Source organism: Formosa sp. F44 (assembly GCF_056238645.1).
The window spans coordinates 1-19,800 of the sequence record NZ_JBWDLJ010000004.1; the positions used below are offsets into that span (position 1 = coordinate 1).

The 19,800-nt window shown below is 32.9% G+C and carries 19 protein-coding genes; 12 read left to right on the forward strand and 7 right to left on the reverse strand.

Features of this window, described 5'->3' with window-relative positions; translation table 11 throughout:
• The first annotated feature begins 644 nt into the window (after nucleotides 1–644).
• Nucleotides 645–3,089, forward strand: a complete 2,445-nt coding sequence (locus AC0UBM_RS12775) for a helix-turn-helix domain-containing protein (RefSeq protein ID WP_475688858.1) — start codon at nucleotides 645–647, stop codon at nucleotides 3,087–3,089.
• Nucleotides 3,090–3,093: 4 nt separating this feature from the next.
• Here the strand turns inward: AC0UBM_RS12775 and AC0UBM_RS12780 are convergent, their stop codons facing one another.
• Nucleotides 3,094–3,501, reverse strand: a complete 408-nt coding sequence (locus AC0UBM_RS12780; RefSeq protein WP_414037344.1) for a hypothetical protein — start codon at nucleotides 3,499–3,501, stop codon at nucleotides 3,094–3,096.
• A 356-nt stretch (nucleotides 3,502–3,857) separates the two neighbouring features.
• On the opposite strand from AC0UBM_RS12780, the gene AC0UBM_RS12785 reads away from it, so the two are divergent.
• Nucleotides 3,858–4,874, forward strand: coding sequence for a LacI family DNA-binding transcriptional regulator (locus AC0UBM_RS12785; RefSeq protein ID WP_414037343.1), 1,017 nt, complete (start codon nucleotides 3,858–3,860; stop codon nucleotides 4,872–4,874).
• A 12-nt stretch (nucleotides 4,875–4,886) separates the two neighbouring features.
• Here AC0UBM_RS12785 and AC0UBM_RS12790 read toward each other — a convergent pair whose 3' ends face one another.
• Entirely contained in the window at nucleotides 4,887–6,095 is a 1,209-nt protein-coding gene (locus AC0UBM_RS12790; protein ID WP_475688859.1) for an MDR family MFS transporter, read from the reverse strand.
• A 225-nt stretch (nucleotides 6,096–6,320) separates the two neighbouring features.
• Between AC0UBM_RS12790 and AC0UBM_RS12795 the strand changes: the two genes are divergently transcribed.
• The gene (locus AC0UBM_RS12795; RefSeq protein WP_475688860.1) at nucleotides 6,321–6,932 is read left to right on the forward strand and encodes a DUF1684 domain-containing protein; all 612 of its coding nucleotides are present in this window, start codon (nucleotides 6,321–6,323) and stop codon (nucleotides 6,930–6,932) included.
• Here AC0UBM_RS12795 and crcB read toward each other — a convergent pair.
• Together crcB and AC0UBM_RS12805 are read right to left on the reverse strand one after the other, a co-directional pair.
• Complete coding sequence (gene crcB, locus AC0UBM_RS12800) at nucleotides 6,929–7,300, reverse strand: fluoride efflux transporter CrcB (protein WP_434035290.1); 372 nt, start codon at nucleotides 7,298–7,300, stop codon at nucleotides 6,929–6,931. The two genes, AC0UBM_RS12795 and crcB, sit on opposite strands and share 4 nt — an antisense overlap.
• 15 nt (nucleotides 7,301–7,315) lie before the next feature.
• Nucleotides 7,316–8,377 carry a GyrI-like domain-containing protein gene (locus AC0UBM_RS12805; protein ID WP_475688861.1) on the reverse strand — a complete coding sequence of 354 codons (1,062 nt, stop codon included), beginning with the start codon at nucleotides 8,375–8,377 and terminating at the stop codon, nucleotides 7,316–7,318.
• 578 nt (nucleotides 8,378–8,955) lie between these two features.
• On the opposite strand from AC0UBM_RS12805, the gene AC0UBM_RS12810 reads away from it, so the two are divergent.
• A complete protein-coding gene (locus tag AC0UBM_RS12810; protein ID WP_414037338.1) occupies nucleotides 8,956–9,342 on the forward strand; it encodes a pyrophosphohydrolase domain-containing protein in 387 nt (128 codons plus the stop codon).
• A 41-nt stretch (nucleotides 9,343–9,383) separates the two neighbouring features.
• Here AC0UBM_RS12810 and AC0UBM_RS12815 read toward each other — a convergent pair whose 3' ends face one another.
• A complete protein-coding gene (locus AC0UBM_RS12815; protein WP_434035292.1) occupies nucleotides 9,384–10,439 on the reverse strand; it encodes a branched-chain amino acid aminotransferase in 1,056 nt (351 codons plus the stop codon).
• Between the two features lie 180 nt (nucleotides 10,440–10,619).
• Between AC0UBM_RS12815 and mnmC2 the strand changes: the two genes are divergently transcribed.
• The 3 genes from mnmC2 to AC0UBM_RS12830 all read left to right on the forward strand — a co-directional run bounded on the left by mnmC2 (nucleotide 10,620) and on the right by AC0UBM_RS12830 (nucleotide 12,893).
• Nucleotides 10,620–11,300 (forward strand): tRNA (5-methylaminomethyl-2-thiouridine)(34)-methyltransferase MnmC2, encoded by a 681-nt coding sequence (gene mnmC2, locus AC0UBM_RS12820; protein WP_475688862.1) that lies wholly within the window; start codon nucleotides 10,620–10,622, stop codon nucleotides 11,298–11,300.
• A gap of 9 nt (nucleotides 11,301–11,309) precedes the next feature.
• Nucleotides 11,310–11,879: a pentapeptide repeat-containing protein gene (locus AC0UBM_RS12825; RefSeq protein WP_475688863.1), complete on the forward strand. Its 570-nt coding sequence runs from the start codon at nucleotides 11,310–11,312 to the stop codon at nucleotides 11,877–11,879.
• A 105-nt stretch (nucleotides 11,880–11,984) separates the two neighbouring features.
• Entirely contained in the window at nucleotides 11,985–12,893 is a 909-nt protein-coding gene (locus AC0UBM_RS12830) for a TIGR01777 family oxidoreductase (protein WP_475688864.1), read from the forward strand.
• A gap of 53 nt (nucleotides 12,894–12,946) precedes the next feature.
• Here AC0UBM_RS12830 and AC0UBM_RS12835 read toward each other — a convergent pair whose 3' ends face one another.
• Complete coding sequence (locus tag AC0UBM_RS12835; RefSeq protein WP_414037333.1) at nucleotides 12,947–13,618, reverse strand: YceI family protein; 672 nt, start codon at nucleotides 13,616–13,618, stop codon at nucleotides 12,947–12,949.
• Nucleotides 13,619–13,768: 150 nt separating this feature from the next.
• On the opposite strand from AC0UBM_RS12835, the gene AC0UBM_RS12840 reads away from it, so the two are divergent.
• The 5 genes from AC0UBM_RS12840 to AC0UBM_RS12860 all read left to right on the forward strand — a co-directional run bounded on the left by AC0UBM_RS12840 (nucleotide 13,769) and on the right by AC0UBM_RS12860 (nucleotide 19,338).
• A complete protein-coding gene (locus tag AC0UBM_RS12840) occupies nucleotides 13,769–14,293 on the forward strand; it encodes a nucleotide exchange factor GrpE (protein WP_475688865.1) in 525 nt (174 codons plus the stop codon).
• A gap of 62 nt (nucleotides 14,294–14,355) precedes the next feature.
• The gene (gene dnaJ, locus AC0UBM_RS12845; RefSeq protein ID WP_414037331.1) at nucleotides 14,356–15,486 is read left to right on the forward strand and encodes a molecular chaperone DnaJ; all 1,131 of its coding nucleotides are present in this window, start codon (nucleotides 14,356–14,358) and stop codon (nucleotides 15,484–15,486) included.
• Between the two features lie 299 nt (nucleotides 15,487–15,785).
• A complete protein-coding gene (locus AC0UBM_RS12850; protein ID WP_475688866.1) occupies nucleotides 15,786–16,715 on the forward strand; it encodes an ABC transporter ATP-binding protein in 930 nt (309 codons plus the stop codon).
• A 2-nt stretch (nucleotides 16,716–16,717) separates the two neighbouring features.
• On the forward strand, nucleotides 16,718–18,025 hold the full coding sequence (locus tag AC0UBM_RS12855; RefSeq protein WP_475688867.1) for an ABC transporter permease: 1,308 nt from the start codon (nucleotides 16,718–16,720) through the stop codon (nucleotides 18,023–18,025).
• Between the two features lie 149 nt (nucleotides 18,026–18,174).
• Complete coding sequence (locus AC0UBM_RS12860) at nucleotides 18,175–19,338, forward strand: sigma-54-dependent transcriptional regulator (protein WP_414037328.1); 1,164 nt, start codon at nucleotides 18,175–18,177, stop codon at nucleotides 19,336–19,338.
• A gap of 98 nt (nucleotides 19,339–19,436) precedes the next feature.
• On the opposite strand, the gene AC0UBM_RS12865 is transcribed toward AC0UBM_RS12860, so the two are convergent.
• Entirely contained in the window at nucleotides 19,437–19,655 is a 219-nt protein-coding gene (locus AC0UBM_RS12865; RefSeq protein WP_475689188.1) for a T9SS type A sorting domain-containing protein, read from the reverse strand.
• Nucleotides 19,656–19,800: the final 145 nt, after the last annotated feature.

Consider the following 19,800-nt stretch of genomic DNA (forward strand, 5'->3'; position numbering starts at 1 on the left):
ATGGTACTGCATTTGTGGGAGAGTAGGTCGTCGCCTTTTTTAAAACTAAATCCTCAACATTTATTTGTTGAGGATTTTTTTTGTTTATATACTTTTGGGAAACTGCCCTGAATTATAATGCACAGATGGTTTTGTAATGATCTACTTCGATTATCTACTTTTCAAAAAATCAAAATTTACAATATTCCTTTAAATGGCGTTCGAGCGGAGCCGAGAACAAAACCAATCATATATCCAAGATTTACTCATTTTTAAACTTCTCTTCGATATTAATGTGTTGAGGATTTTCCTTGTTTATATTCATTTCGGAAAATCAAAAATTAAAACATTTCGTTAAATGGTGTTCGAGCGGAGTCGAGAACAATTGCATTCATATATCTAAGATCTAGTCATTTTTAACTTCTCATCAATATTGGTTGTAAACACATTCTTAAATATTTTTAAACGGCGTTCGAGTGGCGTCGAGAACAAAACGGAGCAAAATTTTGCCCAATTACCCATATTATTCTCATCAATACCATGATAAAGTAAGATATTATATTCCTATAATAAACGACTTCTGTATTGCAATAATTATAAATTCTTCTTCTAAAAAGTAAATAAATATAGTACCTTCAAAATATATTTTTTAAAACGTTTATATAATGGCTGTCAATAAGGAACTGGATTTAGCATGGGAATTTGTGAATAATACAAACCGTTCTTTGTTCTTAACAGGTAAAGCTGGTACTGGAAAAACTACATTTTTACATAAGTTAAAAAGGGATAGTTTAAAACGTCTAGTTGTTGTTGCCCCTACAGGAGTGGCGGCAATTAATGCAAAAGGAGTTACTATTCATTCTTTTTTTCAGCTTCCTTTTGGTCCTATTTTACCGGATGCGGATTTAAATAATCCAAGTGGTTTTAACAGAAGGTTCAATAAAACTAAAATCAATATTATTAAATCCATGGATTTATTAGTAATAGATGAAATTAGTATGGTGCGAGCCGATTTATTGGATGGTATAGATAAAACTTTACGGCGCTTTCGAAATAGAAATAAAGTTTTTGGTGGTGTTCAGGTACTAATGATTGGAGATTTACAACAGTTATCTCCCGTTATTAAGGACTCGGATTGGCAATTGTTAAGATCTCATTATGCGAATGGTTTCTTTTTTAGTAGTCATGCTTACCATCAATGTGATGCGATAACCATTGAATTGAAACACATTTATAGACAGGAAAATCCAACATTCATTCAAATTCTTAATGAAATTAGGAATAATCAGCTTAGTCCTGCAGGTGCTGAAGAATTAAATAAAAGGTTCATTTCAGATTTTACTCCAGAGGCTAATTCAGGATATATTTCATTAACTACTCATAATAACAAAGCAGAAGCCACAAATACACTAGAATTAGATAAACTTAATACCAAGGTATTTACTTATAACGCTATTGTAGAAGGTAAGTTTCCAGAGTTTTCATATCCAAATAGTGAGTCTTTAAAGCTTAAAGTTGGAGCACAAGTCATGTTTATTAAGAATGATAGTAGTCAGGATAAACGCTATTTTAATGGTAAAATCGGGAAGGTTATTGAACTGACTAAGGATGAAGTTACCGTGCAATGTCCTGATGATGATTTTAATATAGTAACCAAGTCTGAAACCTGGGAAAATATAAATTACGGTGTAGATAAAGAAAGCAAAGCCATTACCGAAGAGAAAATTGGCGCTTTCACTCAAATTCCGCTACGATTGGCCTGGTCAATAACGATACATAAAAGTCAAGGGCTAACGTTCGAGAAAGCAATTATAGATGCTGGTGCGGCATTTGCCCATGGACAAACCTATGTGGCATTAAGTCGTTGTAAATCTCTTGAAGGTTTGGTGCTTAAGAGTAAAATTAGTTCCAATCAGATTATAACAGATAATCACGTTTTAACCTTTAATAAAAACGCTGAAGAAAATGAACCGGATCAATATATTCTAGAACGTTCTCAAAAATTATTTCAACTAGATTTGATTGCAGAAGTATTCGGTTTCTATGAATTTCTATATCCTGTAAATCGTATTCTAGATATCTTTTATAAAAACAGGAATAGTATTCAAGGTAAGGTCGAGCATGAGATGGTAACCATTAAAAATACCGTAACCAACCTGCTAAAAGTAAGTAATGGTTTTAATGCACAACTCAGACAATTATCGGAGGATGAATCTAACTCGTTAGAATCTAGTGCTACCATTCAAGAGCGTTTTAAAAAGGCTATTTCTTATTTTAAACAAGAAACAGAAATGAATATCGGTGGTCCGCTAAAAGCGTTTAGTTTTACTACAGACAATAAAGCGGTGGGAGGAGATATTACTAAAAATATGGATATTATAGAGGAGCTGTATGATTCTAAGTGTTTTTATTTTAATGCTCTAACCGATAATTTTACGACCAAAAGACTTTTAGAGTTACGCGCTAAATCTGTTTTCTTGGCAAAAGAAAAGCCTCGAAAGTCTAGAGAATCTGTTGTAGACGGAACCATTAATGTGGAGTTATTTGAATTATTACGTGTTTTAAGGAACGAAATTGCTACCGAAAATGATTTGGTCCATTTCCAGGTCTTTACTCAAAAATCGTTGTATGAAATCTGTGAAGTACTCCCGGTAACTAAAGATGAGCTTTTGTTAGTAAATGGTATGGGGAAGACTAGGGTTGAAAAGTATGGAAGTGCAATTTTAAAGGTTATACGTGATTATTGTGACGAAAATGATATACAAACAGATTCTGACGAAACTATCTTTACAGATGAAGATACTAAAGATAATAAAATAAATACTAAGGATTTGTCCCTAGACTTATTCAAATCTGGTAAATCGATTAGTGAAATCGCTCAGGAACGGGACTTAAATGAAAACACCATCTTCGGACATTTGGCACATTTTATCCCTGAAGGGGTTGTCAAAATAACGGATGTAATGAGTAAACAAACTTACAACGAATTGTATGAGATTATCCCTAAAACTAAGTTTGAAAATCTATCTGATTTAAAGATGCAATTAGATGATAAATATAGTTATGGGGAAATACGCTTGGTATTAGAAGCTATTAATAGGAAAAGTTAAGCTACTAATTTAATTGGATTAAAGAACGAACATATTGTTTGTGAATAATTCTTAACTTTTTAAGTTCTATTCGAAGTAATTTTATAAAATCTGAGCCATTTGTTCTAGTCGTTTCTAAATGTCTCGTATTATAATATAATCGATCTATGAAAAATCGTAAAGACTTTGCGCGTTTTACTTTTTTAATTTGATCTGTTTCATTTTCGGTTTCCACAATTTTAGGTACTAAACCTAGCGCATCAATAACCAATTTATCTGCATACTTATCTACATAATGTTTAGAATTGTGCATAGAAAGGATATCTTTATCGTATGTAATATAGGAGGCAATATGTCTAGATAATTTAAATACATCTAGAGACTTTTGGTAGATGATTAAATTTTTTATGTTAGTATTACTAGAGTGTGTCATTTTATAAAATAAAGTGCACAAAATTAGTCACTAATTTGTAATAATGTGTTGAGAATTCAAAGTTTAACACCTATTTAGCCATTATTATTTTGCTTTAATATTGTGGAAACAATAAATTAAACTTCGGATAATTTGTATTATATTCTACCAATCGAAAAAAATATAGATTTTTTGTATAATGTGATGTCAAATAGCACTTTGATTAACGAAACTATTGTAAAACAATCATTAAGTTATCTAAAATTTAATAATTAATAAAAATTTAGACTTTTTAAATTCATAAATTTATTATAATTTTATCTTTTTAATTTTTTACTCTCAAAATCAAATTCACTAATAAATTAATAGCAATTTTCATGAAAAAAACGACCTTAAAAGATATTGCGAAAGCATTAAATGTATCCGTTTCAACAGTATCTAAAGCGCTTCATGATATTCCTGAAATTAGTGAGGAAACTCGGATTTTAATTCAGAATTACGCTAAAGAAAAAAATTACAGACCCAATTATAATGCCTTAAGTTTAAAAAATAAACGGACTAAAAGTATAGGTGTAATTATCCCTAATATGCTTAACTATTTCTATATGCAAGTGTTGCAAGGTATAGAAAAGGAAGCCGCAAAGAATGGGTACAGAATTATTACGTGTATTTCTAACGAGTCCTACCAGAAAGAGGCAGAAATATTAGATATGCTTTCAACGGGAAGTATTGATGGTTTCTTGCTGTCTATTTCTAAAGAGACTGAAGAAAATGGTGCGTATAGTCATTTTGAAGATTCTGTAAAATTTGGATTCCCTATAGTGATGTTCGATCGTGTTTCCGACCACATTGAGTGTGATAAAATTATTAACGACGATTTTAATGGTTCGGTTAATGCCGTAACAGATTTGGCTAAGCAAGGATGTAAGCGTATTGCTTTTGTTTCCCCATTTAAAAATCTAAGTAAAGGTAAGATTCGTTTTGAAGGTTATAAAAAAGGATTGGCTCTAAATAATTTACCTTTTGATGAAAATTTAGTGATAAATGAATCAGAAGCCGATTACAAACAATATGCATCTATGATAAGTCCTTTATTTAAACAAACCATAGATGGTATTATTTCTACTAACGAGTCTACGGCTGTTGCAGCAATGAAGTTAGCAAATGAAAATGGATATAAAATACCAGAAGACTTAGCGGTTATTTCTTTTTCTAATGGATTATTAGCACGTCATTCTAATCCGAAATTAACATGTGTGAGTCAGCATGGAGAAATTATGGGAGCTACAGCAGTTAAAAAATTAATAGAAAAGCTAGAACAAAAAGCAGACTCTAATACATTTGCTACAGAGCTTGTAGAGACCGATATTGTTGTACGTGATTCTACGCGTTAATAACTGCGTTTACTATTTGTCTTTCTGTTGTATCATTCTCCATTTAAGATAGTATAATATTGCAACGCATACAATCATCACAACTGTGGTGATGTACCATGTTATTTGGTACCCATATTTTTCGATAAGGTGCATACCCGAGTTGTGGGCAATAATATGTGCTATAGAAAATGCGATACTGTATAGTGCCATGTATTCACCCTGATTTCCTTTTTTGGCACGTTCTAAAGCAAATGCATTCGAGAATGGAAAAGCTATCATTTCACCTATGGTCATAAACAACATACCAATTACTAAAACGCCAGCCCATTCACTAATATTTAAAAATATAAAACTTAGGCCCGTTAATACAGCTCCAAAAACAACCAAGCCTGTTTTAGAATATGTAGGCTTCTCTAAGGATTTTACTAACGGCATTTCTAAGGCAAAAATTATAAATCCGTTCATTCCCATTAATAATCCAATCTCAAATTCCGATAAGTGATGTACTTCTTTGTAGAACAACGGAACGGTAGAGAAGTACTGTAAAAATGCAATTCCGAATAATAACATGGCGAATAAAAAGATAATATAGTTTACATCGCTGTAAGCCGATTTTGGATTTGTAACCAAAATCTCATCTGCTATTCTTGCTTTTTTAGGGTGTAAAACATTGAGTAATAAAATACCTGCTAAGAAGCATGTAATACCATCTACCCAAAATAAGCCACCGTAACTTAAGGTGACTATAATTAACCCACCAATAGCGGGTCCTGCAGAAAATCCTAGATTTATTGCTAATCGTATTAATGTTACCGATCTTACTTTGTTTTCAGGTTTACTGTATGCACTTAAAGCCACAAACATGGCAGGTCTAAACATATCTGCCACGATCATTAATATAAAAACACCAATAGAAATGCTTAAAAACGTATTTAAAAACTGAAGTGATATAAACAAGAATCCTGAAAGCACAAGACTAAAAACCATGATTTTGTAGTATCCAATTTTATCGGTTAATTTACCACCTAACCAAGAGCCTACAACAGAGCCTGCGCCAAAAGCACTCATAATCCACCCCACATCAGATAATGTAAAGTGTAAATTTTTAGTAAGATATAAGGATAAAAAAGGGATCACCATGGTTCCCGCTCGGTTTATCAATGTTATTAAAGCCAACCACCATACCTCGGTAGAAAGGCCTCTAAAGGTGTTCACGTAAGTTCTAAAAATAGTTTTCATTGGTTTTGGTTGATTAGTGCAAAAAAAAACGTCCAACTTAAAAAAGGTTGGACGTTTATTATATAAAATAGTAAAATGTTATATACAGAGAGTCCAGTATCTTGGTTTAGATACACGGGTAAGTTTATAATTTACTTTTCTGCTTAACATGATTTGTATATTTATAAGTTCAAATCTAGATAAAAAAAGTATAAGTTGTATTTTTGAAACTCAAATTTTATTCAAATGAAATCATTCTTATATATCTGCCTATTTTTCTGTTTGTGTTCGTGTTTTCAAAATAAAAAACCTTTGCTAGGAGATACACCTTTTCAAAAATCGTTAAATGCAAGTTTTAAAGATGCGAGTACGTCTCCTTTAAAAAAGAAGGATCGTAAAGCTTTTAGAGGTTTAGATTTTTTTGAATTTGATTCGGCCTACGTTGTGCAAGCAAGGTTAAAACATACACCAGATAGTACATTTTTTGAAATGCCAACAACTACCGATCGTATGTCTAAAGAACGTGTTTTTGGTGTGGTAAATTTTAAGATTAAGGGAGAGGATTTTGAACTTAAAATATATGAAAGTCAAGATTTACTAGACGAAGAAGGTGAAGAAGATTATTTATTTCTACCTTTTTTAGATAATACCAATGGTGATTCTACTTATGGTGGTGGCCGTTATATTGAAGTTCTAGTTCATGATAAGGAACGCGATAGTATTATAACTATAGATTTTAATACCGCCTATAATCCGTATTGCGCTTACGACGAAAAATATTCTTGTCCGATTGTGCCAAGAGCAAATTATTTAGATACCGAGATAAAAGCAGGAGTAAAAGCTTTTGTAAAGAATTAAATAGCTTTAATTATATAAACGCCAAGAAATACAGCGAAAAATCCAAGAGTAAAGGTTGTAAAGGTGTACATGGTAAAATTTAGAAAGTCACCCATTTTTAAAAACATATGATTTTCGTAAGCAAAGGTAGAAAAGGTTGTTAATCCGCCACAAAATCCTGTCGCTAGTAATAAAGTGTGATTCTGAGTGATAAAATGGTTTTTAGAAGCCAAGCCTAGAATAATTCCTATTAACAAACTCCCAAGAATATTAGCTAAAAAAGTTCCGTAAGGAATACCTGTATTGGGACTGTTTAAATATTTACTGATTAAAAACCGTAGAACACTACCAGAACCTCCACCAATAAACACTAAGAGCAATTGTTTCATCTGTGCTTGTAGCTTTTAGTTATCATTATCCAATGGCAGTTTTAATCCTTTTAAATCTAACGGAAGGGTATCCGATTCCTCTTTTAATGCAACGTAAATTTCAGTAACCCAATCGGCAGGGTTTATTTTATATTTCGGATTTGTAATATACGTTTCTAGCATAATATTACTTTGTGCAGTTTCCAAGTTATTCGTTTTTATATGCTCGAACGTTGTTTCCCAGGCTTCGTCTAAATAATTATAATCTCCTTGGAGGGTTGTTTTAAGTGTTTTAAAAGCAGGTAAGGAGCCGGTTAGAATATCGCTATCTGTAGTGAGAACTTGTGTACTAGTAGGGACACAACACGAGAAAATTACGGCATTGTTTGCTTCATCCCATTTATGATATAGTACAAAAGGAAAACCAGCCATCGGAATATTGTTTTTAGCAACATAATCAGTAATTTCAGGCATCATAACCTTTATTTTATCCTGAAAATTATCCATTTTACTGGATGTTGTGTTGTACAAATAATAACCACCACTGTGATTAGTTATGCCGTTTATCGTAATACTATAAACTTTCATGCTTTTAGAGACAGCAGAATCTAATTGCATAAGACTGGTTTCGAATTTTGGCGCTAGGTTTTCTTCAGGAGTTCCGAATAGTGCATAATAGGCTTTCTTTTTAAATGGTATATTATCACTACGCATACTAAACGTTACAGTTGATGTTTGTGGAGATAATGAATCTATCTTCCAGTCTAACTGAGATTTTGGATAGTCTGGAAATGTAAGTTTTTGCTTAATTTCTGAAGGTTTAGAAACTTCGGTAGTTGTAATTCTTCCAATGGCATTATCTTCTAACCAAGTGTATTCTTTATCATTTAAAATGGAGTTTGAAGTACTGGTTTTTTTCCAAGGCGCCCAAGATTTCCAATGGTTTAAATCGTTAACATAATTAAAGATAACTTCTTGTGGAGCGTGTATCGTTCTTGTTTTAGAAAAGCTAATTTCGTTAGGTTGTACCGCAATGTAAATTGCAGAACCAATGAACGCAATTAGTAATATGAATAGTATATATTTGGTAGATTTCATTAGTGTAAGTTGTATGAAATCAAAGGTAATCAATTTTATTTCAATTTTTTAAAAAGCAGATTCGTTCTTTAAATAAGCAGAACTTTTTCTGTTTTTTTTAGCGAAAGACAACTGAATTTTACGCGATTTATAGAAGGTATGTCTTCAGATTTAGTAGACCTAAAGGTGTTTTAAATAGGATGGTTTACTCGTGAAAATCAAGAGCTATTGAAAAGCGTTACAGAGACGTAAAATTTATAAAGGAAATCGGGTAATTATTAACCTTTAAATATTAATTTTATGCAGATAATAAATAATAGGAACGCTATAAAACCTACAAGAACCCATATACTACCGCTATAATATTTCTTGTGTAATGCAAAATCTTTTTTATAAGTATAAAATATTGAGATAGCAAAAACTATAAAAAATATGACTCCAAAAATTAATTGACCTTCTGTAAACATGCGGCACTGTAAGAATTAATTAAAAATAAGCTGATTTAATTTTAAAAACTTAATAATTAGCTTAAAAACTAGGGTTTGTATATAAAATTATCAAGTCTGTAAATGTAATCAAAATAATAATATTTTTATAATATGAAGAATAAAATAGAGTCTGTAAAAGCATTTCATACTGCTTATAAATTAGGATTTAGCGAAGTAGAACGTGCCGATTTAGGTGAGAGTAAAAATTTGTTGCGTTATAATTTAATGAAAGAGGAAAATGAAGAATATTTAGAAGCTGTTAATAATAAAGATCTTGTAGAAGTTGCAGATGCGTTAGGCGATATGCTATACATATTATGTGGTACTATTATAGAACATGGTTTACAACATAAAATAGAAGCCGTGTTTAATGAGATACAACGTAGTAATATGAGTAAATTGGGGAGCGACGGAGAACCAATTTATAGAGAAGATGGGAAAGTATTAAAAGGGCCTAATTACTTTGCCCCGGATATTGCTTCCATTTTAAAGAAGTAAAAAAAAGAGCGACTATTTTAAAATAATCGCTCTTTTAAGTTTTATATACTTTGTCTCCAACCGTAAGGGTCTTCAAGTGTATTGTATTGAATTCCGTTAAGTAATTTTTTAAATTTATCGGAGTATTTATCGTCTTGTTTAGGGATTTCGAATAGTTCTCCTTTATGTGAGAAAGCAGATATCGGACTAACAACAGCCGCTGTTCCAGAACCAAAAATTTCTTTTAGGGAACCATTTTTACTAGCTTCAACAATTTCGCTAACTTTAATTGGTCTAATTTCTACTGTAATACCTGCATCTTGAGCAATTTGAATGATACTTTTACGTGTAATACCATCTAATATACGTTCGCTTGTTGGTGCCGTGTATAAAGTGTCGTTAATTCTAAAAAAGACATTCATTGTTCCGGCTTCTTCTAGGAATTCATGCGTATTGGCATCTGTCCAAATAATTTGTTGGAAACCTTCTTTGTTTGCTAAGCTTGTAGGATAAAACTGAGCAGCATAGTTACCAGCAGCTTTAGCAAAACCAACACCACCATTTGCCGAACGGCTAAACTGTTCTGCTACCAATACACGAACATCTCCAGAATAGTAAGATTGTGCTGGCGAACAAATAATTAAAAATTTATATTCTGAAGAAGGAGAAGCTGCAATTTCAGGTTCTGTAGCAATTACAAAAGGCCTAATATAAAGCGAATTTCCAAAACCTGGTTTTACCCAATCCTGATCTAAATTAATTAGTTTTTTTAAACCATCCATAAAGAGATCGTGCGGAAATGCTGGCATAGCCAGACGCTCTGCAGATTTGTTTATACGTGCAAGATTATCTTCTGGTCTAAATAACCAGACCTTACCAGCATCGTCTTTATATGCTTTCATTCCTTCAAAAACAGCTTGGCCGTAATGAAAAACACGTGCCGAAGGATCTAAAGTTAGTGGAGCATATGGCGTAATTTCAGGCTTCTGCCATTCACCATTTTTAAAATCACAAGTAAACATGTGATCTGTAAAAACCTTTCCAAAAGACAAATTTTCAAAATCTACATCTTGTATCTTGCTCGTTTTTGCTTTTGTAATTTCAATCGAATTTGTCAAAATATTACAATTTACTTAATTAAACAGTATATTAAATTATAGTATAAAAGTAGTATAAAAATTCCAAAAGTGATTTAAAAATCGTGTATATTTACGTCTTGTTTTAACTGCTAATTTAGATTCGCAGTACCTTCTATTAGATTTTAGTATTTTAATTAATCTATCTCAATTTTCAGTGTTTTGGAACGTAAAATTATTACTACAGCCGATGGTTCTTCAACCATATATTTGCCAGATTTAGACGAAACCTATCATTCGCGACATGGTGCAATCCAAGAAGCACTTCATGTATTTATTACTTCTGGATTAGATTACTGGAGTGATAAGTACCCTGAAAAACAAGAGCTTTCAGTTTTAGAAATAGGATTTGGGACCGGCTTAAATGCCTTTTTAACGTGTTTACACGCAGAAAGTTTACATTGTAAAATTAAGTATACAGGTGTAGAGGCTTATCCTGTAACGTCCGAACATTTACAACATATAAATTATTCTAAAGAAATTTTATCTGGTACGCAAGAATCGGTTTTTAATACACTTCACGATGTGTCTTGGGAAGTTATGCAAGATATAACTTCTAAATTTTCATTATTAAAACAAGAAAAAACATTTAATGATATTACCGATGTAGCATTATATGACCTCGTGTTTTTTGATGCATTCGGGCCAAGGGTACAACCTGAATTATGGGGAGAAGCTGTATTTAAAATTATGTATAAAGCTTTAAAACCCGGTGGTGTTTTAGTGACTTATTCTGCGCAGGGAAATGCCAGACGTGCTATGCAAACCGTAGGTTTTTTAGTAGATCGCATTCCGGGTCCTCCGGGAAAAAGAGAAATGTTACGAGCCAATAAACCGTTATAAAACCGTATTATGAATCCTATTATTGAAGACGAGTTATTTAAAAAAGAAAATTTTAGTCGTAGTCCGTTGCCAATTGGGAATTACGAAAGTTGTTCATTCGAGCAATGCGACTTTTCTAACGGAAACCTCTCTGGAATTGTATTTAACGAATGTGAATTTATAGATTGTAATTTAAGTAATGCAACACTTAAAAATACAACCTTAAATGATGTCACGTTTTCAGGTTGTAAATTATTGGGTCTAAATTTTAAATCTGTAAGTACCTTTTTAATGCGATTTAATTTTACCAATTGTAATTTACAAATGGCGCAATTCGATTTTTTAAAACTGAAACAGACTTTATTTATTAATTGCGAATTACAACAAGCTACTTTTAATGAAACCGATTTGTCTCAAGCTGTGTTTGACGAATGTAATTTACAAGACACCCAGTTTTTTAACTCCAATTTAGAAGGGGCACATTTTCAGACGGCTTACAATTTTATAATTGATCCGGAACTTAATAAAATGAAAGGCGCTAAATTCTCGAGTTCCGATCTAGAAGGTTTACTGCAGAAATATAAACTTCAAATTGATTAGCAGAATATAATTATATACTAAAGTTTTGGCAGATTACTGTTAAACCTTACTTAATGTAGTGTCTTGACACTCTTGTATTTGGTATTTTTGTTTAAAAATTAGAATATGGGTGTTTTAATTACTGGCGCTACTGGACTTTTAGGAAGTAAAATTGTGGAACTTTGTCTCCAGAAGGATGTGAGTGTCAAATATTTAACAACCTCAAAAGAAAAAATAGTCAGTAAAGAAAACTATCAGGGGTATTATTGGAATCCGTATACTAACGAAATTGATACCGATTGCTTTCAGGATGTTGAAGTTATTATTCATTTAGCAGGAAGTACTGTTTCAAAACGTTGGACGGCTTCAAATAAAAAAGATATTATAGATAGTCGTGTGTTATCTGCACGATTACTGCATAAAGGTCTCCGATCGGTGCCTAACCATAAGGTATTACAAATTATTTCTGCTAGTGGTATAAGTGTTTATCCAGATTCACTAACGCGCTTATATAACGAGACTGAAACAGAAGTAGACGATTCGTTTTTAGGCGATGTTGTTAAAGCTTGGGAAGCCGAAGTAGATACGTTTTTTGGACTTAATATAAAGGTTGCAAAAGTTAGAATTGGTCTTGTGCTTTCTGAAAAAGGTGGCGTTTTAAGCGAATTAAAAAAGCCTACCGAGATGGGATTAGGAGCCGTGTTTGGAACCGGAGAACAGTGGCAATCATGGATACATGTAGACGATGTGGTGCGTGTGTTTGTGTACTTGTTAAAGTATTGTGGAGAAGGTACGTTTAACGCAGTAGCTCCAAACCCTGTTACACAAGGCGAACTGGTAAAGTCTATTGCCAAGACTTTAAATAAACCTATGTTCTTGCCAAATATTCCAAAAGTAGCGATGAAACTGATATTGGGAGAAATGTCTTATTTATTATTTTCGAGTCAGCGAGTGAGCTGTAAAAAGCTTGTTGGAGAAGGTTTTGTGTTTAAGTATCCTAATTTACAGCCCGCTTTATTAGAATTGCTGAAATAAAAAAAGACTATCTTTTCAGATAGTCTTCTTACTAAATTAAATCTATGATTGTATTAAGATTTTGTAGCGTTAACTTTAATCGTTAACTCAATTTCGTCATTAATAAATTTGTCTCCTAGATTATCGAAAACAGATTTAGAACCGTAATTAATTCCCCAAACTGTTCTGTCAATTTCAAAAGTTTCACTTACTATACTAAGCGAGTCGTCACTTACAGAAACCGTTACAGGGAACGATACATTTTTCTTGATTCCACGCATTGTTAAATTTCCAGCTAACATGGTTTTTCCTGTTTCATTTTTAGATACACCAGTGATTTCAAATCCTGCTGTAGGAAATTCGTTTACGTTAAAAAAGTCTCCCTCTTTACCTTCAACAGTTCCTTTTAAGTGAGCTTCTAAGTTCTCTTTTTTGTCACCGTCAACATCCAAAGCAACAATACTTTTCATATCTATTACTATGCTTCCGCTCTGTATGCTGTTATTGTCGGTGGTAAGTTCTCCAGACTCAATATTTACAGTTCCAAAGTGTGTTCCTGTAGGTTTAAATCCTTTCCACTCGATAGAAGAATTCGCTACATCTACATTGTATGTCTCAGATGCTTGAGCACTTTCTGCTACCGGTTCGGCTGCTTTAGCATCAACTTCTTTACCTTTGTCTTTACAAGAAGTAGTTGCTATTCCCATTGATAATACGCACATTAGCGTTAAAACTTTATTTTTCATGTTGTAGTGTTTTATGGTTAATTTCAAAATTAATTAAAATAGAATGACTAATGAATAAAAGATAAAATTTATTTGTGACATTTTGGCAAATTCAGAAAGATGGCAGTACTTTTGCCTTTCATTGGTAGTGTTTATTTAAATATGTAAGACATGAGTAAAGAAGAGATACAAAACGACGTTGAGAACGAAAATATAGAAGAGCAAGTAGTTGAAAATCAGGAAACATCTGTTGAAGAAGATTTGCAAATTAAACTAAAAGAGGAAAAAGATAAATTTTTAAGATTGTTTGCGGAGTTCGAGAACTACAAAAAACGAACTTCAAAAGAGCGTATTGAGTTGTTTAAAACTGCCAACCAGGATGTCATGGTTGCGTTGTTACCTGTATTAGACGATTTTGATCGTGCTTATGGCGAAATTTCAAAAACCAAAGAAAAGGACCTTTTAAAAGGTGTCGAGTTAATTAGTAATAAACTTAAAAATTTGTTACAAAATAAAGGTTTAGAAATTGTAGAAGTACAAGCCGGTGATACATTTGATGCAGATCATCATGAAGCTATTACTCAAATTCCTGCTCCAACACCAGATTTAAAAGGTAAAATTATTGATGTAATTGAAAAGGGATACAAATTAGGAGAAAAGGTAATCCGGTTTCCTAAAGTTGTAATTGGGCAATAAGACATTTACTTACTAAATTATAGTGTAAAAAAATATTAACGGTCGAAAGGGACACATATACAATGAAGAGAGATTATTACGAAATTCTAGGAGTTAGCAAGAATGCAACTGGGGCTGAAATTAAAAAGGCTTACAGAAAGAAAGCTATTGAATTCCACCCAGATAAGAATCCAGATAACAAGGAAGCAGAAACCAAGTTTAAGGAAGCAGCAGAAGCTTACGAAATTTTAAGTAACCAAGATAAAAAAGCACGATACGATCAATTCGGTCACCAAGCCTTCGAAGGTGGTGGCGGAGGTGGCTTCGGAGGTGGTGGCCATATGAACATGGACGACATCTTTAGCCAATTCGGTGATATCTTTGGTGGCGGCGGTTTCGGCGGTGGCGGGTTTTCAGGATTTGGTGGTGGCGGTGGCCAACGCCGAGTTAAAGGAAGTAACCTTAGAATTCGTGTAAAATTAACGTTAGAAGAAATTGCTAACGGCGTAGAAAAGAAAGTTAAAGTAAGACGTAAAGTTCAGGCTGAGGGTACTACTTATAATACGTGTCCTACTTGTCAGGGTTCTGGTCAGGTTACACGTATTGCAAATACTATTCTAGGTCGTATGCAAACAGCGGCACCTTGTACGGCTTGTGGTGGTTCTGGTCAGACTATAGATAAAAAACCTAAAGATGCAGATGCTCAAGGGTTAATTGTTAAAGAAGAAACGGTTTCCATTAAAATACCAGCAGGTGTTGTAGATGGCATGCAATTAAAAGTGACTGGCAAAGGTAACGAGGCTCCTGGTTCAATGGGAATTTCTGGAGATCTTTTAGTGGCGATAGAAGAAGAAGCACATAGCAGTTTACAACGTGAAGGTGACAATCTTCATTTCGATTTATACGTAACTATACCAGATGCTGTTTTAGGAACATCTCAGGAAATAGAAACCGTTACAGGTAAAGTGCGTATTAAAATTGAAGCCGGTACACAATCGGGTAAAATTTTACGTTTACGAGGTAAAGGTATACCAAATATTAATGGTTACGCCAAAGGAGATTTATTAGTACATGTAAATGTATGGACTCCTAAAACATTGAATAAACAACAAAAAGATTTTTTCGAAGCCATGCGTGAAGACGAACATTTTTCACCAAAACCGGAAAGTTCTGATAAATCGTTTTTTGAGAAAGTAAAAGATATGTTTTCTTAAAAAAAAACAATAATTAAGTACACCTTAAACATCCGTCATATATGGCGGATGTTTTTGTTTTTGTGTAATTCGTAAAAATTATAATAAAAAATTAAGGGTTATTTAATATAAAGTACTATATTTGGATTATTACTAATTGAAATTAGTAAATTTTTCTTTTTCATAGCAATTTTTTTCCCATCCTTATGTTTATCTAAGGGTGGGTTTTGTGATTTTAGCGATTATTGCTTTTTATGCATATAATTAAACTTGTTGTCTTACATTTAATATCTTTACATCCTAATTAACTAAACTCACGAATGCATAACATTTTAGAGGCGCATAATATTTCTAAAAAATTTGGAGATTTTACAGCGCTTAACCAAGTTTCTATAGACGTTCCTAAAGGCAGTATTTTTGGTTTGTTAGGACCAAATGGTGCTGGAAAAACCACTTTAATTCGTATCATAAATCAAATTACCATGCCCGATTCTGGACATGTAATTTTAGATGGAGAACCTTTAAAGAATCACCATGTTAGAGATATTGGATATTTACCAGAAGAACGGGGTTTATATAAATCTATGAAGGTTGGCGAGCAAGCGCTATATCTAGCACAATTAAAGGGCTTAAGTAAAGCTGAAGCCAAAAAGCGATTACACTATTGGTTCGAACGTTTAGAAATTGGAGATTGGTGGAATAAAAAAATCCAAGAGCTATCTAAAGGAATGGCGCAAAAAATTCAGTTTGTAGTCACCGTTTTACACGAACCTAAACTGTTAATTTTCGATGAGCCTTTTTCTGGATTCGATCCTATAAATGCTAACCTTATAAAAGACGAAATCTTGCGGTTACGCGATAATGGCGCAACTGTTATTTTTTCGACACACCGTATGGAATCTGTCGAAGAATTATGCGATCATATTGCATTAATTAATAAGTCCAATAAAATATTAGACGGTAAGTTAACAGATATAAAAAGAGCATATAAAGATAACTCTTACGAAATCGGAGTAAAAACGTCAAATATCGATGCTTTACACAAAGAGTTAACCGATAAATTTGATGTGTCTCCAGCACAATTCAAAACAATAGACGAGCAATTAAAGTTAAATGTAAAATTAGGATCGATAGAGAAGCCTAACGATTTTTTGCAGTATTTAACCACTAAAGGAGAGGTGTCTCACTTTATTGAATTACTGCCAAGCACAAACGATATTTTTATAAAAGCCATTCAGAATAATAGTTAAACATGAATCATTTACCACTCATAATTAAAAGAGAGTATTTAACGAAGGTTAAAAATAAAGCATTTATTGTGATGACTATTTTAAGTCCGATTGTATTAATTGCACTTATTGCAACGGTAGCTTATTTGTCGCAAATCAGTAATAATAAAGTAAGAACTATAGCCATTTTAGACGAATCAGGTTTGGTAACTAATGCGTTTAAAGATACCGAAACTACAAAATATAGATTCTTGACCAACATAGATTTAGAGGCCGCTAAATTACTGGTTAACGCCCAAGAAGATTATGGTTTATTACATATAGAAAAGGGCAATGATGTAAATTATTTAAAGAAACATGTCAAGTTTTACTCAGAAGAATCACCTTCCTTGTCGGTTGTTACCACTTTAGAGAGTAAAGTTGAAAAATCTCTTACCGATGTGAAATTGGTACAAGTTGGTGTCGACTTAGATAAAATAGAATCTGCTAAAATTGAAGTCAGTATTGTTCAAGAAAATTTTTCGGGAGAGAAAACCTCTAAGGTCGAAAGTATCATTAAACTTGCATTTGGTGGTGCCGCAGGGTATTTGTTATTTATGTTTATCATTATTTATGGTAACATGATCATGCGTAGTGTGATTGAAGAAAAAACGAGTCGCGTTATCGAAGTAATTATTTCGTCTGTGAAACCCATGCAACTCATGTTGGGTAAAATTATAGGAACATCGTTAGCAGGAATAACACAAATTATTATTTGGATTATTTTAGGAGGGATTTTAACAGCCTTAGTTGGGGTTGTTTTCGGAATAGATATGTCTCAATCTCCCCAAAAGCAAGTTATAGAACAATCTCTAGTCGATCAGCAATTAAACGGTCAGATAGAAACTATTCTGTCAGGCCTTTATCATCTGCCATTAGCCAATTTAATCATAGCATTTGTATTGTTTTTTATCGCTGGGTACTTACTATACAGCTCAATGTATGCGGCAATTGGTGCTGCAGTAGATAATGAAACCGATACACAACAGTTTGTATTTCCTATATTAATGCCATTGGTATTATCTGTTTATATTGGTTTCTTTACAGTTATCGAAGATCCGCACGGCATTGTGTCTACAATATTTTCATTTATTCCTTTAACTTCTCCGGTAGTTATGCTAATGCGAATACCGTTTGGTGTTCCTATATGGCAACAGCTATTATCGCTGTTACTTTTAATAGGATCTTTTTTACTTACCGTTTGGTTCGCTGCGAAAATTTATCGTGTTGGGATTTTAATGTATGGTAAAAAACCGACGTACAAGGAGCTTATTAAATGGATTAAATATTAAAAATTATATTTCGTTCTTTATTTTTATGATTAATTTTTCTTACAAAGCTAACGTAGGATATATGTACTAGCGTTAGAAAGAAAATGAAATAGATTAAAGAATTTAAAACAAAGTTGATATGTTGTCAACATCATTATAAAAAAAATGTTATGCCAAAAATTTTAATTATTGAAGATGAAGCAGCAATTCGAAGAGTTTTAATTAAAATTCTTTCCGAAGAAAACGAAACATATCATTTAGAAGAAGCTGAAGACGGTTTAGTTGGAATCGAAAAGATTAAAAACGAGGATTACGACTTAGTATTATGCGATATTAAAATGCCTAAAATGGATGGTGTCGAAGTTTTAGAAGCCACTAAGCTTATAAAACCAGAAATTCCGATGGTCATGATTTCGGGGCATGGAGATTTAGATACTGCCGTGCATACTATGCGTTTGGGCGCGTTCGATTACATATCAAAACCACCAGATTTAAACCGATTATTAAATACGGTTAGAAATGCTTTAGATAGAAAAGAGTTGGTGGTGCAAAATAAGATTCTTAAAACTAAGGTGAGTAAGAATTACCAAATGATCGGGGAGAGTGATGCCATTTCAAATATAAAAGATATTATAGATAAAGTAGCACCAACAGAAGCTCGTGTGCTTATTACGGGAGCTAATGGAACAGGGAAAGAGCTTGTGGCGCATTGGTTGCACCAAAAGAGTGAACGTGCTGGCGGACCGATGGTAGAAGTGAATTGTGCTGCGATTCCGGGTGAATTAATAGAAAGCGAATTATTCGGTCATGTTAAAGGTGCTTTTACAAGTGCAAATAAAGATCGAGCGGGTAAGTTTGAAGCTGCTAATGGTGGAACTATTTTTTTAGATGAAATTGGTGATATGAGTTTGTCGGCTCAAGCAAAAGTTCTAAGAGCACTTCAAGAAAATCGCGTACAACGTGTAGGAAGCGATAAAGATATTAAGGTTGATGTTCGGGTTTTAGCAGCAACAAATAAGAATTTAAAAACAGAAATTGAAGAAGGTCGTTTTCGAGAAGATTTATATCACAGGTTGGCGGTTATTCTTATTCAAGTACCAGCTTTAAACGATAGACGAGACGATATTCCTTTGTTAATTAATTATTTCTCCGAAAAGATTGCAGGAGAACAAGGCACTGTTAAAAAGGAATTTTCGGACGGCGCTTTAAAACTATTAAAATCTTACGATTGGTCTGGGAATATTCGTGAACTTCGAAATGTGGTGGAACGCTTAATTATTTTAAGTGGTGATACTGTCGAGGAAAACGATGTAAAATTATATGCGACCAAATAAAAGAATTTATTCTTAATAAAATAAAGTAAGGCTCTAATCATATCGATTAGAGCCTTACTTTTTTACTTACTCGAATACATTTTATATTATTAATGACTTTATGATTTAATGAATTTGAAGGTCTTATGCTCTATCTGCAATACATATACACCAGCTTGTAAATAATCGACAGAAATATAATTACTTTCAATTATACCTTCCCCAGAAAGTTGACCAAGGGTATTATAAATCTTAAAAGGTTTACCAAATACCTGACTGTAATTAGGTATGTTAAGTTTGCGTATTACTGGATTAGGAAATATAGTGAGGCTGTTTATATGCGTTTCTTCTGATGATAATACGTTTTCAAAATAGGTATCTAAAAAATCTAATCTGTTTTCTAGCCAATTTAGAGTGTATAAGAAATCGTCTTCACCAAAGGTGTAATTGGGGTAGACAAGGGCTTCTCGTTATTGATTTTTA

Excerpts from the sequence above, each read along its gene's own strand:
- AC0UBM_RS12825 (WP_475688863.1), top strand. The coding sequence starts at position 11,310 with ATGAATCCTATTATTGAAGACGAGTTATTTAAAAAAGAAAATTTTAGT.
- AC0UBM_RS12850 (WP_475688866.1), top strand. The coding sequence starts at position 15,786 with ATGCATAACATTTTAGAGGCGCATAATATTTCTAAAAAATTTGGAGAT.
- dnaJ (WP_414037331.1), top strand. The coding sequence starts at position 14,356 with ATGAAGAGAGATTATTACGAAATTCTAGGAGTTAGCAAGAATGCAACT.
- AC0UBM_RS12795 (WP_475688860.1), top strand. The coding sequence starts at position 6,321 with ATGAAATCATTCTTATATATCTGCCTATTTTTCTGTTTGTGTTCGTGT.
- AC0UBM_RS12840 (WP_475688865.1), top strand. The coding sequence starts at position 13,769 with ATGAGTAAAGAAGAGATACAAAACGACGTTGAGAACGAAAATATAGAA.
- AC0UBM_RS12805 (WP_475688861.1), bottom strand. The coding sequence starts at position 8,377 with ATGAAATCTACCAAATATATACTATTCATATTACTAATTGCGTTCATT.
- crcB (WP_434035290.1), bottom strand. The coding sequence starts at position 7,300 with ATGAAACAATTGCTCTTAGTGTTTATTGGTGGAGGTTCTGGTAGTGTT.
- AC0UBM_RS12835 (WP_414037333.1), bottom strand. The coding sequence starts at position 13,618 with ATGAAAAATAAAGTTTTAACGCTAATGTGCGTATTATCAATGGGAATA.
- AC0UBM_RS12775 (WP_475688858.1), top strand. The coding sequence starts at position 645 with ATGGCTGTCAATAAGGAACTGGATTTAGCATGGGAATTTGTGAATAAT.
- AC0UBM_RS12790 (WP_475688859.1), bottom strand. The coding sequence starts at position 6,095 with ATGAAAACTATTTTTAGAACTTACGTGAACACCTTTAGAGGCCTTTCT.
- AC0UBM_RS12860 (WP_414037328.1), top strand. The coding sequence starts at position 18,175 with ATGCCAAAAATTTTAATTATTGAAGATGAAGCAGCAATTCGAAGAGTT.
- AC0UBM_RS12830 (WP_475688864.1), top strand. The coding sequence starts at position 11,985 with ATGGGTGTTTTAATTACTGGCGCTACTGGACTTTTAGGAAGTAAAATT.
- AC0UBM_RS12780 (WP_414037344.1), bottom strand. The coding sequence starts at position 3,501 with ATGACACACTCTAGTAATACTAACATAAAAAATTTAATCATCTACCAA.
- AC0UBM_RS12855 (WP_475688867.1), top strand. The coding sequence starts at position 16,718 with ATGAATCATTTACCACTCATAATTAAAAGAGAGTATTTAACGAAGGTT.
- AC0UBM_RS12785 (WP_414037343.1), top strand. The coding sequence starts at position 3,858 with ATGAAAAAAACGACCTTAAAAGATATTGCGAAAGCATTAAATGTATCC.
- AC0UBM_RS12810 (WP_414037338.1), top strand. The coding sequence starts at position 8,956 with ATGAAGAATAAAATAGAGTCTGTAAAAGCATTTCATACTGCTTATAAA.